Raw genomic sequence first — 14646 nt, forward strand, 5'->3', positions numbered from 1 at the left:
AGTTAGGGCGTTGAGCTTACAAGAACTCTTCGCCACCTCCGCCACCAAGCATAATTTCACCAGAATCAGAAAGTCGGCGGGCCACAGAAAGTATTTCTTTTTGTGCCACTTCCACTTCTGATATCCGCACAGGCCCGAGAGCTTCAAGGTCGTCGTTGAGCATTTCGGCAGCACGCTTGGACATATTGCGCATAATTTTCTCTTTAAGCTCTTCATCAGCACCTTTAATTGACTTAAGAAGCGCATCTTGTTGAACTTCACGAAGAATAGCTTGAATACCTTTATCATCCACATCAATAAGATTGTCAAACACGAACATAAGATCTTGAATTTGCTGACTCATTTCTTCATCTTGTTCGCGAATTGCATCCATCAACTGACCTTCAATAGAGGTATCTAAGTAGTTCATGATGTTCGCTGCAGACTTCAGGCCGCCCATTTTCGCTGCTTGCGTTCCGGCTTGTCCCGCGAACTGTTTCTCCATGATTTCGTTAAGCTCTTGCAATGCTGCTGGCTGCACTTCTTCAAGGTTTGCTATGCGCATGAGTAAGTCTAAGCGTACTTTTTCTGGGAACTGAGCGAGTATTTCTGCACTTTGCTCTGGCTCTAGGTAAGACAGTACAATTGTCTGTATCTGTGGATGCTCGTTTCTGATAATACTAGCAACCTGTTTGGAGTCCATCCACTTGAGCGAGTCGAGACCTTTCGCTCCGCTTCCCATAAGGATTTGATCGATAAGATTGGCGGCTTTATCCTCGCCAAGAGCGGCAGTAAGTGCTCGCTTAACGAAATCTTGGCTTTGAAAACCAATGGTACTGTAGTTCTGAATTTCTTCGATGAAATGCTTGTGCACCGCTGTGATCTTGGTTTGCGTCATGTCATCGACTTTAGCCATTTCGGTGCCTAACTTTTGCACTTGCTTCGGCTCTAAGTGCTTAAGTATTTGCGCAGCGTCCTCTTCCGACAAGCTCAAAAGCAATATTGCAGCTTTTTCAACGCCTTCTAGTTTACTAACGTCGTAAGATTGTTCTTCAACATTGGCAAGTTCTTCAGCCATAATAATTTCTCACTACTCGTCTTGCATCAACCAGCCCTTTACAACTTGGGCTGACAATTCTGGTTCGTTCGCAACTAGGGCACGCACGGCTTTTAATACATCTTCATCTTTGTGTAAGTCAGGTAACATTAACGAGCCATCGGCGGCAAACCCAACTTGACCCTCATCAAAGTCGGTAGATAACATACTAATGGTATCGTCACCTAAATCTAAGCCTTCGTCCGCATCAAAATCTTCAACTTCTTTGGTCTCGTCTGGATTAATTAGACGGCGCAACATGGGGCGAATGACAAAGATAATTAATACAATTATAACCAACCCACCGACTACAAGCTTAAGAATAGGTAAAAAGCCTGGCTGCTCCCATAATGGCACATCTTCAACTTCCCCGGTGTCCATGCGCATAAAGGGCACGCTAACAACTTCTAGAGAGTCTCCGCGAGTGACATCAAAGCCCACACCACCTTGCAAGAGGCGGCGAATATTCAAAATTTCTTCCTGCTTACGTGGCGCAGGAACCATAGTGCCGTCCTCGCCTGCTACTTGCGTGTAATCGACAGCAACAGAGACGCTTAACCTACGAATAACGCCAGACTGCTTTTTAGTGTGGCTGATTGTGGTATCAAGTTCATAGTTTCGTGTTGACTCTTTTGCCGTTCTGCCCGGCATTGTTTGCTGAGCTGCGCCGCCTGTAGCGTTCTCAGGAATATTTGAGTCTAACGGTGGCTGATTTGACAGTGCGCCTGGAATACCACCAACACCGCCGCCAACGCTGTTTTCTTCTACAATCATTTCACTGCGAACTGCTGGCAAGTCTGGATTGTAGCTGCGCTGTGTTTGCTCCATAGCAGTGAAATCCATTGAAACATCTGCTTGGGCAGTGTAATTACCAATTCCTAGTACAGGAATAAGAATGGCATCAATCTTTTCTAAATACTCTTGCTCTCGTTGGCGTTCAATTTCGTATTCTTTACGCGCTCTTGCACTTAATGAATCTTGTGAGCCCGAGTTAAGTAAACGACCATTGCTGTCTGTAACTGTGACTTTTGATGGATCTAAATTTTGTACCGCAGACGCAACAATATCAACAACGGCATCCACTTCTTCGCCGGTTATCACAGAGCCCCGTTTCGCAGTAAGAACCACGGTTGCAGAGGCTTTTTTCTCTCTGCGAGCAAAAACATTTTCTTTAGGCATCGCAAGTAATACACGTACTTTTTGAATGCTTGCCATATCTTGAATTGTGGATGCTATTTGCTGTTCGCGGGCATGTTTTAGTCTTTCCATTTCAACCCGCTGACTGACACCAAACCCCATATCTTGCATGATAATGTCGGTACCAGTTTCGGTAGGGTTATTTAAGCCTTGACGTGTCATTCCAAGTTTGATGTTTTGAAATTCGTCGGCTCTCACGTAAATGGTGTTACCTTCGAGCTTGTATTCAATTTGATTTGCATCCATATAATCAAGAGTTTCAATCAGCTCCTGAGTTTCCATTTTTGCAAGAGGACGATAATCCGCTTCTTGTGACCAGATTAGAATAAAGATAGCAATGGCCACACAGATAACTAACACAACAACCAGCGCCATCTGGCGCATCATGTCTGCGCTACCTAGTGTATCCATAAAGCCAGATTTATTTTCCGGCTCGCTGTCCATTCCAATGCCTTGATCTGGAACAGATAAATTTGTGCCTGTAGCCTCAGCCATAACCTACTCCACCTAAACCGGCATATTCATTATTGTTTTGTATGCTTCAAGCACTTTATTGCGCACCTGAACCGTTGCCTCAAAGGCAATACCTGATTTCTCTTTCGCCAGCATAACATCTGCAAGACTCAGGTTAGGATCGCCCATTTCGAACCTTTGCGTCATATTTTTTGATTCCAGCTGCATGCTATTTACGCCATCTACTGCATTTTTTAGCAAGGTAGAAAATTCGCTTGCCGATGTATTGACTTCGTTAGTTGGTTGCAGCTCGTTTACTGGAAGACGAGTTTGCCCAATCATATTTTGCATTTCTTGATACAAACTGTTGGCTTTAACGTCCATAACCACTCCTAAGAATCAGTGCGTTGCGACAACTTTTGGTCACATGTTCATTATATAAAGAAGGTTTTGCAAAGGGCTTGCCAACTTGTAAAAACAAATAAAATCAGATAGTTGCAAAGAATAAGAGCAGAGAGCCAAAATAATGGCGGCTGAGAGTGATATGTGCAGTTACTGAAGACAACAAAAAAACCGTCATCAAAAAGTTATGTTGATGACGGTTAGTGTACCTAAATTGTTAAGCCGATATGACGGTGGCTTTTGAGTAAATAATCTTTCTAACGTTAGGCTGGCACCCTAATGTTATGCTGGGACCTCGATGCCGTCGTCGCGCATACGAGCAAGCTTATAACGAAGTGTCCTTGGGCTAATTCCTAACTTTTCTGCTACATCTTTTCGTTTGCCGTTGCAGGACGCTAGCGTATCCAAAATTATCTGGTGCTCTTGATAGCGCAACTCTGAGCCGAGGTGGCTATCCTCATTTTGCTCAATAGCACTATTCGTGTCTGTTGACAGTGCTTCGCTTTCATCAATCATCAAATCACTTGAATCAATTTCACCGTTCTCGCACAAAATAAGCGCTCGTTGTACAACATTTTCAAGCTCACGTACGTTTCCAGGCCATTGATATTGAGACAACTTGCTTCGCCCTGCTGCACTCAACCTTATGTTACCCAGTCCTTGCTGACTTGCATGGCGCTGAATGAGGTGCTCAGCAAGTGGCACGATATCGCCTGGACGCTGCGCTAGCGGACGCCATTCAATAGGAAACACGTTAAGTCGATAGTATAAATCTTCTCTGAATTCACCATTATCAACCGCTTTACGTAAATCTCGGTTACTCGTTGCAATAACTCGCACATTCAGTTTTACTGTTTTTCGACCGCCCAATCGCTCTACCTCTCGCTCTTGCAATACCCGTAGCAGCTTGGCCTGCAGAGCTAAATCCATTTCTGTGATTTCATCGAGAAGTAATGTGCCGTCTTGCGCTTGTTCGAATTTTCCAGGACAGGCTTGTACAGCGCCGGTAAATGCACCTTTTTCATAACCGAACAAGGTTGCTTCAAGCATATTTTCAGGGATAGCGGCACAGTTAATAGCGACAAAAGGCGACTCACTGCGATTTGACTGATCGTGTATGTAGCGTGATATCACCTCTTTTCCTGAGCCACTAGGCCCAAGTACCATAACGGTGGCCTCTGATTTTGCTACCTTACGAGATAGCTCAAGAAGCTTGATACTAGAGGGATCTGCAACAATTGGTGTGCGCGACTCTATTTTTTGTGCAGGTGCATAACGCCCCACTAAATTCAGCAACACTTCCGGTGCAAAAGGTTTCGATAGGTAATCTGTAGCGCCATCTCTCATGGCCTGCACCGCATCATCGATTGTGGCGTACGCTGTCATTAGTAGCACTGGCATACTTGGATACTTTGCCTTAATGCTCTTTAGCAGAGTAAGACCGCTCATTTCACCCATTTGAATATCACTCACCACCAAGTCTACATTTCTAGCGGAAAGGATCATAAGTGCAGACTCCGCACAATCGGCATCTATGACGTCGTAATCGCCAAGCAATAGCGTATCGAGGAGCGCTTCGCGAAGACCTGCGTCATCTTCAACAATTAAAATAGTAGTTTTAGACATTGGAGTTCTCCCGTTTTATTACGCGACATTCGTCATCACAGTACTTTTTCTTCCAAGCTCAGCATTTTCTGATAACTTACCGCCCGATGAAGGCTGGCAGGGCAAACTGATGCTGAAACATGCGCCCCCATTTTCCGCATCGCAAATGTGTATTGAGCCATCGTGTGCATTTACCACTGACTTAACAACAGCTAGCCCCAGACCTGTTCCGTGAGTCTTGGTTGTAAAAAACGGCTCAAATATTTTCGACTTTATCGCATTGGGCACGCCTTCCCCTCTATCGATGACCTCTATCACCAAAGCATCATTAATTTGATTCGCTTGAACAATAATCTCAAACCCTTTCGGTGTTACCTGGCTGGCGTTGTGGATAAGGTTCAATATTGCACCTTGGAGAGCCGTTAAGTTTCCAGTTAAGGTTAATGGAGTGTCGAAACCTTTAAATGACAATGCTTGCTGTTCTTGTGTCGCCATGGCTGTGGCACTTGGCTCAATGGCGTTAAATAACTCAGAAAGAGAAATTTGACTAACTACTTGCTGCTCGCCTGATTTAGCAAAAAGCAGCATATCGTTCACTTGGCTTTCAAGATCTTTAAGGCGGTCGGTAAGTTTATGGGCAAATTGCTGAGAAGCACTCTCTGGTAAGTTTTTTCTCTTGAGATTAGATGCATACAGAACCGCAGCCGACAAAGGTGTGCGTATTTGATGCGCTAAAGAGGCTACCATTTTGCCTAATGAGGATAGTCGCTGCATATGACTTACACGCGCTTGAAGTTCACGCGTCTCAGTAAGATCGGTGATAACAATTAGCTGGCCCGGCTCGTTCTCAAGTGGAGTAATAGATAGCTTTACCCTTCGCCCATCAGCAAGTGATACTTCATGGCCATCATCTGCTCGAGGCTTGAAAGAGCGCGTAATAATACTCCGCCACACCTCTTCCTCGAGAGGCTCACCAAGTAACGCTTTTGCCTGATCGTTAGCTTGGCGGACAATACCTTTACCGTCTAGAACGATAACGCCTGCTGGCATCACCTGTAAAAGATGCTCTAGACGGCTAGCTTGCAATCGTAAAGAGGTTAACTCTTCTGAAGAAGAGAGCTTATTATTGGATGCGCTGTAATCAGTTGATGTGAATGTATGCTCTCGTTTGTCTTTCACACCGTGAAAAACAAAGCTTGAGGCCGCGTATTCGGATATTGATTGTGAGCTGTCGTAAGCCATATTACCCTCGTCAAAATGCAGACGTTAACGAAATATGAACTTACTAAAGCAGAAGATGTGCCAGTTTTATTTTTCTATAAATTTCAAAATGATAAGAGAGAAAAGCGGGAGTTTGAGAAACGTCAAATAGATGACGTTACGCTTCTTCCGTACGCTGGATATCGTATTTCCGCATTTTTTCTACTAGTGTGGTTCTGCGCATCCCTAATTTATCTGCAGCCCTTGCGACAACCCAATCTTGACTTTCTAACGCTTGTTTTATCAGCGTTACCTCAAGCTCAGACAAATACTCTTTTAGGTTAACACCTTCTTCAGGCAATGTAGACGACACCACACTCTCTGAAGGTGTCTCTTCAGACGCTGTTTGAGACGCTTCTTCCTCTAATCTTTCCTGTGCAGCAGACTCGGCAAATAAATCATTAAATGCTTCTCGCTCAAGAATTTCCTCCGGATAATCCGGTTCGTAGGCTGCCGTATCACCATATTGATATTTCGGCGGAAGGTCGCTGACATCCACAATCTGACCAGGGTACAAAATAGTAAGGCGTTCAACCAAGTTAGATAACTCACGCACATTACCCGCCCACTCGTGTTCCATCAGAGACGATATAGCTCTTTCTGTGAAGCGAACCCCATCAACTCCATCGCCCTTTATTCGACTGTTGATCTCTTGCAGCAAAAGCGGAATATCGTCTTTTCGCTGGCGAAGAGCTGGGCTGTCTATTGGAAAAACATTAAGGCGATAATATAAATCTTCACGAAATTTGTCTTCGCTGATCATCGTTTCTAAATTGCGGTGTGTAGCAGCAACGATACGAACATTACACTTGATAGGCTTGTTCCCGCCCACTCGCTCAAAGGTTTTCTCCTGCAGAACCCGAAGTAACTTTACCTGCATTTGAAGCGGCATGTCGCCTATTTCATCAAGAAACAGGGTGCCGCCTTCGGCTAATTCAAAGCGCCCTTTCCGAGCGCTGATGGCTCCAGTGAAAGCGCCTTTTTCATGACCGAACAATTCACTTTCTAAAAGCTCTCCCGGAATAGCACCACAGTTAACGGGTATAAACGGGCCGTCTTTACGTTCAGAGAAAAAATGAACGTTTCGCGCAACCACTTCTTTACCAGTGCCTGACTCACCAAGGATTAACACCGTAGCGTCGGTGGGTGCAACCTGCTCCACCAGACGGCGCACAATTTGTATTTGGTCGCTTTTACCCACAAGACTTCTAAACAAGCGTGTTTTTGTACCTGCTGTTCTCGATAAGTTAGGTTTACGGCTTGAATACTCTTGGCAGCGGTGGATAGCTTGAGTAAGAACGGGATAGGTGAGTGGCGTACTTAACACGCTCACCATATTGCAGTTAACGTTGGCCTGCCCTTCATTTTGAACAAGCGCAACAAAAGGTATATGAGGAAAATTTTCAACTAATTGTGAGACAGTGGTTTCACACGCATACTCGATGAGTACAGCGTCTGCGCCGGATTTAGAAAGATACTCATGACAATCACTGAGTCCTCGTGATAAACACGATTCTCCCATGAAGGTCACTATAGTTTCTAAATTTTGAATAAGTTCCTGATTATCACTAACCAGCAATATGTCCTTCATCTATTCCCCAATGACGCTTTGTTATTTTTTATAGTGTAGCGCATAAGCAAATTGTAACGGTAAAAGATAACTCTGCAACCAATGTTTGCGGAAATATAGCAATAAAAAAAGCAGGTTACCCTGCTTCTTTTGGTTAATTTGTAGAGAATAACGCTATTGGCGATACTTAAAATGCAGCATCAAAATGCTACGTTGATTAATTAAGTAACGCCAGTACCTGACCTTCCTGCTGATTAGCTTGGGCTTGAACAGCTAGGGCAGCTTGCGACTGCACATCGTTCGATGCACGCTGCGAGGAAGCCTGTGCAAAATCAAGATCTTGTATTCTGCTGCGCGCTTCAGCGGTGTTAACATTAGCTTGTGTTAGCGTTCTCGCTGCACTTTCAAAACGATTTTGCGTAGCACCGAGCTCCCCTCTTGCGCCACCAATTATTTCAAGCGCAGAATCGGCTGCCGATAAAGCATCATTTACGCTCGTGCCCGATGTAATATCGATATTGAGCACACCACCTAACTGAGCCGCTATATCTTGCGTTTGCACACTGATAGATTGTTCGGAGCTTGCACCAGCCTGAAAATTTAGCGAGCCGTTGTCTGACAAAAGAGGCTTACCAGCAAAATTGGTTTGCTCGATAGTTTGCGAGATATTTTCTTGAAGCTGAGTAATTTCAGACTGAATTGCGCGGCGATCGCCTGAGCTTAAAATGCCATTACCTGACTGAATAGTAAGCTCACGAATTCTATCAACGTCGGAATTAATGCTACCTAGCCCGCCCTCTGCTACCTGTGCAACTGAGATACCGTCGTACACGTTATTGACAGCTTGGCGATTGCCTTCAACTTCCGAGGTTAAGCGGTCGATGATTTGCTGTGCAGACGCGTCATCCAGCGCATTGTTGACTTTTTTACCAGAGGCGAGCTTCTCGAAAAGGTTGTTTTGCTTTTCTTGAATTTGCCCAATTAGCGATGATGGGCCGCTGTTATCTATTTGCATAATTCTGCCTATCAGAAAAATCTTAGTTTGAGTATAGCACAATACTGCTCAACATCTAACCAACCACGTCTTATAAGCATTACCAATTGGTATTAAAATTCAGTGCATTATATGTAGCGTTATACTAAAGAATGTAATCTTGGTGAGAAACGAAAATCATAAACAAAGCTAAGGGGTAGGCTCTGCCCTACTTTGGATAGTCTTTTTACGAACATGTGAGCTAGCTAAAGTATAAAAATACGTGTGAATTTCACATAAAAACTAATGGTTTATGGCATTACCGCCGACACATGATATATTTATTTCATAATCATAAAGTAGCGGCAGATTTATGTTTGATGGGAAATCAATACTGATAACTGGTGGGACGGGGTCTTTTGGCCACAAATATACAGAGATTCTGTTAGCTAAATACACACCAAAGCGTTTAATTATATATTCTCGTGACGAACTAAAACAGTTCGAAATGCAGCAAAAGTTTAATGCTAACTGCATGCGTTATTTCATCGGCGATGTTCGTGACAAAGACAGACTAACGCGCGCAATGCAGGGCGTGGACTTTGTCATTCACGCTGCAGCCATGAAACAAGTTCCCGCAGCAGAATATAATCCGACTGAGTGTATACGTACCAATATTGATGGTGCCGAAAATGTAATTAACGCAGCAATTGACAATGGCGTAGAAAAAGTCATAGCACTTTCAACAGACAAAGCGGCAAACCCGGTGAATTTATATGGTGCAACAAAGCTTGCATCAGACAAGCTATTTGTTGCGGCAAACAACATGGTGGGTACTGAGAAACCTCGATTCTCTGTGGTGCGATATGGAAACGTTGTCGGATCTCGAGGTTCGGTTGTCCCCTTTTTCAAGAAGCTTATTAAAGATGGTACAGACCATATCCCTGTTACACACCAAGAGATGACGCGCTTTTGGATTACTCTCCAACAGGGTGTTGATTTTGTACTTAAGAATTTTGAACGAATGCTGGGTGGAGAAATATTTGTTCCAAAAATTCCATCGATCAAAATTGTCGACCTTGCAAAAGCAATGGCACCAGATATACCGATTAAAATAGTAGGCATTCGTCCCGGTGAAAAATTACACGAAATGATGTGCCCTGGTGATATGGCCTTTCATACATTTGAATACGAAGATCATTTCGTCATCGCTCCAGCAATTCGATTCTTTCATCGAAGTAATAATTTCACAGCAAACGCCTTAAATGAGAGTGGAAAACCAGTCTCAGAGGGATTTGAATATGTGTCAGATACTAACCCTCACTTCCTTTCGGTAAATGAAATCGTTCAGTTTAACGGAGCATCCCTCCAATGATTCCTTATGGTCGTCAAGACATAGATGAAAAAGATATTGAGGCAGTAATATCTACATTAAAATCTGGTTGGCTTACTCAAGGGCCAACTATTCCCAAGTTCGAAAAAGCACTCGCAGACTACTGTGGTGTCGAACATACTGTTGCCGTTAACAGCGCCACCTCTGCGTTACATATAGCGTGTCTAGCGCTTGGAGTAGAGCAAGGTGATACTGTTTGGACGTCACCTAACTCCTTCGTCGCTTCTGCTAATTGCGCAATTTACTGCCGTGCTACCGTAGACTTTGTGGATATAGATCTCCTCACTGGCAACATGTGCATGCAAAAACTGGAACAGAAACTTGCTCTTGCCAAAAAACAACACTGCTTACCGAAAGCAGTCATACCTGTTCATTTTGCAGGTCAGTCTTGCGATATGGAAGCCATATCAAGGTTAGCCAAGGAATACGATTTTTATGTCATTGAGGATGCGTCACACGCTGTGGGAGCATCATATAGGGACAAGCCCGTTGGTTGTTGTGCCTATTCAGACATCTGTGTATTCAGTTTCCATCCCGTCAAAATAATAACAACAGTCGAAGGGGGGGCGGCGCTCACCAACAATGGCGCATTCGCTGAAAAAATGCGCCTGGCACGCAGTCATGGTGTGACATCTGATCAAAATCAAATGACCGAGTCATCTCATGGCCCTTGGTATTACCAACAAATAACACTTGGTTACAACTACCGCATGAATGATGTAGAAGCAGCACTTGGTCTCAGCCAGCTAAAGAAATTAGACGACTATGTTGCACGTCGAAATGCAATAGCAAAGCAATACGCTGCGGGCTTTGCCAACGAAGATTTCATTCAACCGCTTGTGGTAAGCGAATATTGCTATAGTAGTTACCATTTGTTTTGCATATTGGCAACACGCCTTACTGAAATTACGCATCGACAGGTTATAGAGAAATTACGCTCGCACGGAGTTTTTGCACATGTCCACTACATTCCGATCCATCTTCAACCCTTTTATACCGACTTAGGCTTCAAAAAAGGCGACTTCCCACAGGCAGAAGACTATTATCGCCAAGTAATTACGTTGCCGCTGTTTCCATCAATCACTGATAACGAAGTACAATTCATCATTCACACCGTTAAAGAGGTGCTTTGCGACGTGTAAGTGTATATATCAATGTACATTTCTTTATGCTTTCAACTCGACTCCTCTATAAAGTTTTGTAAGAACATACCGATACAAACTTTGGCGGTGGTAGTTGGCGGTGTGAGAAAGCCGATGGTCTACGCAAGAGCTATAGACAAACGATATTGAAATTAAGTTTAAGGTGACCCTATTAACATTTGTATTATACCGGCACGCGGTGGAAGCAAACGTATACCGAAAAAGAATATAAAGACTTTTTGCGGTACCCCTATTATTGGATATTCAATAAAAGCTGCGTTAGAAAGTAACTTGTTTGAACACGTGCTGGTATCAACTGATGATGATGAGATTGCAGAAGTAGCATGTGCAATGGGCGCACAAACGCCTTTTATTCGACCAGCTTCATTGTCAGATGATCATTGCGCCACTTTGCCTGTCATCCAACACGCCATCGATTGGGCACGAGAAAGTTTGGGAAACCTAGACTATGTATGTACGCTTTATGCCACCGCTCCCTTCGTGACCTCACAGATCCTTACCTCAGCATATAAACAACTTGTCGGACTACCCCAAAAAGAGTATGCGTTTGGTGTTTGCGCCTTCCCTTCATCAATTCAACGAGCGTTTAAAAAAACAGAAAACCAAGGCGTTGAAATGTTTAACCCGGAGTATTTCAATACTCGCTCTCAAGATCTAGAAGAGGCATTTTTCGACGCAGGTCAGTTTTATTGGGGTAAAGCTGATGCCTTTTCACATGGCCTTAAAATGTTTGAAAGTCACAGTTTGCCCATTGTCTTACCACAACACTTGGTGCAAGACATCGATACGTTAGCCGACTGGATTAGAGCAGAAGCGATGTTTAACGCTAATAACAGCATAAAAGGAGCCACTTGATATGCGATGCCTTTTTGTGGTTTCAACGTTACCTGAGAAAGGGTTAGGTCATCTCGTGCGTTGCAGAGATCTAGCGCGTTTTCTGGCCGACAAAAACATTGAATGTTTGTTCGCAGTTGACTGGTACTCGCAAAACATCGCTTCTTTCTTAGACGATTTTCAGTGTTTAGCCACGACGATAGCGCCCGTTGATATCATTTCGTTAATCCGAGCAGAAAACATTTCTACACTATTCGTTGATCATTACGGCGTTGGTGAAGCGTGGGAGAAGCTGGTATCAGAGTTCGTTACAAAGCTTGTGGTCATTGATGATCTAAGGCGCCGGCACTATTGCGACGTTTTAATTGATTTTAAATGGCGGGGTAGTAATACTGCTTTGGCATACAAAGGGCTCACGAACCGAAATGCCGTTCATTTGTTAGGACCGTCGTTTGCATTAATGCCTGCACGGACAGAACACCTACCTTGTCGAACAAAAGTTGCACCTTCCCTCCAGAAGCATAGCCGTATCATGGTAGGTCAGCACTTTCTAACCACATCGCAGGTGATTACTTTAGCTGGACAGTTGCCAGACAACGTCATGCTGACGTTAGTGGTAGGGCCTCACGACAACATATCTATTCCGAAACTGCAGTCGTGCGCTAACGTAGAAGTGCTTCAAGGGAAAACTGAACTTTTCTCACAGCTTAAAGACGTCAGATTGTATATAGGTGCAGCCGGCGGTATTCTTTATCAACTTCGCGCCCTCAGCATACCCATGTTGTCCTTTTCTACAGCAGAGAACCAAAATTCAGACATACCCGATCTTGAGGATATTGGTCACTATTTTCATTTGCCGAGTTTTAATAATGAAATGCTACCAAAATTAGCAGATTGCGTGCGCGTATTTATGCAACAGCATAAAAGAGTTAAAGCGCTTGGCGACAATGCCGTGGTAAACGTAGATACCTTAGGCTGTGAAAGAATTTACAATGCTATTTATAATAATAAGATTGACAAAGCTACCACCAACGTCACAAGTAAAACCTTTATTCCATTGTGCAATGGGTATGAACTCGAACCGGTTGACGACACTCACATCAACTGCTATTTGGCGGCGAGAAACCACCCCAAAAATCAAATCCGCATGATTGATCACAGCGAAATTTCAAAGCTTGACCATTACACGTGGTGGTTTAACACGAAGCGCCACTCGTATTTACTGTACGAAAGCAAAGTGCCACAGCTTTATATCTGGCATGAGAGCGTAGTGGTTGACGACAAAACGTTTCTTGTTGGGGGGTGGTTTGTCGTAGAAAAGGAAACCAACTTCCAAAGTGCGTTGGTCGCGCTGCAATGGCAGTTAAAACACTGTGAAGAACATCTTGCCGACACCCCGTGGATTGCAGTCATTCACAAAGACAATAAATTTGTACAATTGCTCAACAAGTATCTTGGGTTTGAAGAAATACCCGCGACACATGCTTATGATAGTGTTTGTCAAAGCTTATTCCCCCACGCGAATAGTGATGAATTTCAGCGCGTAATGAAAGTGCCTTGCACGAAAAAGGTTCAATCGTCATGACAACAAATAGTATGAATTACAAACCGTTGAAACTAGGTTTTATTGGCGGCGCACACACTTCAGCGGTGGGCTACACACACTGGTGCGCCAGCCAACTCGATAATCGCTGGCAAGTTACATCGGGTTGTTTTAGCCGGGATCTCGACCGTTCCGTAGAAACAGGAAGCGTTTGGGGATTAAAACAAAGCGCATGTTACAGTGACTGGCAACGCTACATCGATGAAAAAAAACGCGAAGTCGATGCCATGTGCGTACTAACGCCTACACCAGACCATGTGGATATCGTTTGCCGCTTGCTTGAGAATAATATCCCGGTAATTTGCGAAAAAGCCATGGCTGCTAGCCTGTCTCAGTCACTAAAAATAAAACAGGCTTTAGAGAAACATGGTGGCTTCTTAGGGGTCACGTTTAATTACAGTGGTTATCCCATGGTCCGAGTGCTAAAGAAAATGATCGACGATGGTGATCTTGGAAAGCTATTAAAAATGCGCATCGAAATGCCGTCGGATGGCTTTATTCAACCACCTGAAAAAATGCATCCACAGCCTTGGCGTCTGCAAGATGGTGAGATCCCAACGCTTTTACTCGATCTCGGTGTCCACGTCCATCACCTTTGCGGCTTTCTTACCGGGCAAACCCCCGCTTCTGTTTTAGGCGATTTTAATAACTTCTCTATCTTTGACAGCATCGTCGATGACGCACATTTTTGGGTGGAGTATAAAGAAGGACTTAAAGCAGACTATTGGGTAAGTAAGACGGCGCTAGGGCATCGCAATGGTTTAAAGTTTACCTTGTACGGTGACAAAGCAAGCGCAACTTGGGTTCAGGAAGATCCCGAACACCTTCATATTGCGCACTCTGACAGCCGTCGCGTCATTGTCGACAGAGGAAACTGCGAGCACAAAGAAGAGATTAGAGAACGATTTAAACCGGGTCACCCTTCTGGCTTTATCGAAGCGTTTGCCAACCTATACAACGACCTCGCCGATTGTTTAACGCAATTCAAAGAAACTAACGTCTTTTCATCACCCTATGTTTTTGGCTGGACGCATGCTCATGAAGGGTTAGCAGTATTAGATGCAGCAAGTAAGGCTAATGAGAGCAAGCAGTGGGTATCACTAGAGGCAGAACAGTAA

The 14646-nt window shown here is 44.1% G+C and carries 12 protein-coding genes; 5 read left to right on the forward strand and 7 right to left on the reverse strand.

Annotation, left to right across the window (positions count from 1 at the left end; all coding sequences use genetic code 11):
* Positions 1–16: 16 nt before the first annotated feature.
* The 7 genes from fliG to BM528_RS09965 all read right to left on the reverse strand — a co-directional run bounded on the left by fliG (position 17) and on the right by BM528_RS09965 (position 8577).
* The gene (fliG, locus tag BM528_RS09935) at positions 17–1057 is read right to left on the reverse strand and encodes a flagellar motor switch protein FliG (protein WP_071979662.1); all 1041 of its coding nucleotides are present in this window, start codon (positions 1055–1057) and stop codon (positions 17–19) included.
* Between the two features lie 12 nt (positions 1058–1069).
* Positions 1070–2767, reverse strand: a complete 1698-nt coding sequence (fliF, locus tag BM528_RS09940) for a flagellar basal-body MS-ring/collar protein FliF (RefSeq protein ID WP_071979663.1) — start codon at positions 2765–2767, stop codon at positions 1070–1072.
* 12 nt (positions 2768–2779) lie between these two features.
* Positions 2780–3109, reverse strand: a complete 330-nt coding sequence (gene fliE / locus BM528_RS09945; protein WP_071979664.1) for a flagellar hook-basal body complex protein FliE — start codon at positions 3107–3109, stop codon at positions 2780–2782.
* A gap of 300 nt (positions 3110–3409) precedes the next feature.
* Positions 3410–4753, reverse strand: coding sequence for a sigma-54-dependent transcriptional regulator (locus BM528_RS09950; RefSeq protein WP_071979665.1), 1344 nt, complete (start codon positions 4751–4753; stop codon positions 3410–3412).
* An 18-nt stretch (positions 4754–4771) separates the two neighbouring features.
* On the reverse strand, positions 4772–5974 hold the full coding sequence (locus tag BM528_RS09955; RefSeq protein ID WP_083595254.1) for a sensor histidine kinase: 1203 nt from the start codon (positions 5972–5974) through the stop codon (positions 4772–4774).
* A 136-nt stretch (positions 5975–6110) separates the two neighbouring features.
* Positions 6111–7583, reverse strand: a complete 1473-nt coding sequence (locus BM528_RS09960) for a sigma-54 dependent transcriptional regulator (protein ID WP_071979666.1) — start codon at positions 7581–7583, stop codon at positions 6111–6113.
* Positions 7584–7779: 196 nt separating this feature from the next.
* Positions 7780–8577 carry a flagellin gene (locus BM528_RS09965; protein ID WP_083595255.1) on the reverse strand — a complete coding sequence of 266 codons (798 nt, stop codon included), beginning with the start codon at positions 8575–8577 and terminating at the stop codon, positions 7780–7782.
* A gap of 331 nt (positions 8578–8908) precedes the next feature.
* Here BM528_RS09965 and pseB point away from each other — a divergent pair, with 331 nt between their 5' ends.
* The 5 genes from pseB to BM528_RS09990 all read left to right on the forward strand — a co-directional run bounded on the left by pseB (position 8909) and on the right by BM528_RS09990 (position 14646).
* Entirely contained in the window at positions 8909–9910 is a 1002-nt protein-coding gene (pseB, locus tag BM528_RS09970; RefSeq protein ID WP_071979667.1) for a UDP-N-acetylglucosamine 4,6-dehydratase (inverting), read from the forward strand.
* Positions 9907–11070: a UDP-4-amino-4,6-dideoxy-N-acetyl-beta-L-altrosamine transaminase gene (gene pseC / locus BM528_RS09975; protein WP_071979668.1), complete on the forward strand. Its 1164-nt coding sequence runs from the start codon at positions 9907–9909 to the stop codon at positions 11068–11070. The genes pseB and pseC overlap by 4 nt, the downstream gene beginning before the upstream one ends.
* Positions 11071–11256: 186 nt before the next feature.
* Positions 11257–11946, forward strand: coding sequence for a pseudaminic acid cytidylyltransferase (pseF, locus tag BM528_RS09980; protein WP_332249014.1), 690 nt, complete (start codon positions 11257–11259; stop codon positions 11944–11946).
* Between the two features lies 1 nt (position 11947).
* Positions 11948–13510, forward strand: a complete 1563-nt coding sequence (locus tag BM528_RS09985) for a hypothetical protein (protein WP_071979670.1) — start codon at positions 11948–11950, stop codon at positions 13508–13510.
* Positions 13507–14646, forward strand: coding sequence for a Gfo/Idh/MocA family protein (locus BM528_RS09990; RefSeq protein ID WP_083595256.1), 1140 nt, complete (start codon positions 13507–13509; stop codon positions 14644–14646). Before BM528_RS09985 ends, BM528_RS09990 begins: the two co-directional genes overlap by 4 nt.

This window comes from Alteromonas sp. RW2A1, from assembly GCF_001886475.1.
Lineage (GTDB): Bacteria > Pseudomonadota > Gammaproteobacteria > Enterobacterales > Alteromonadaceae > Alteromonas > Alteromonas hispanica.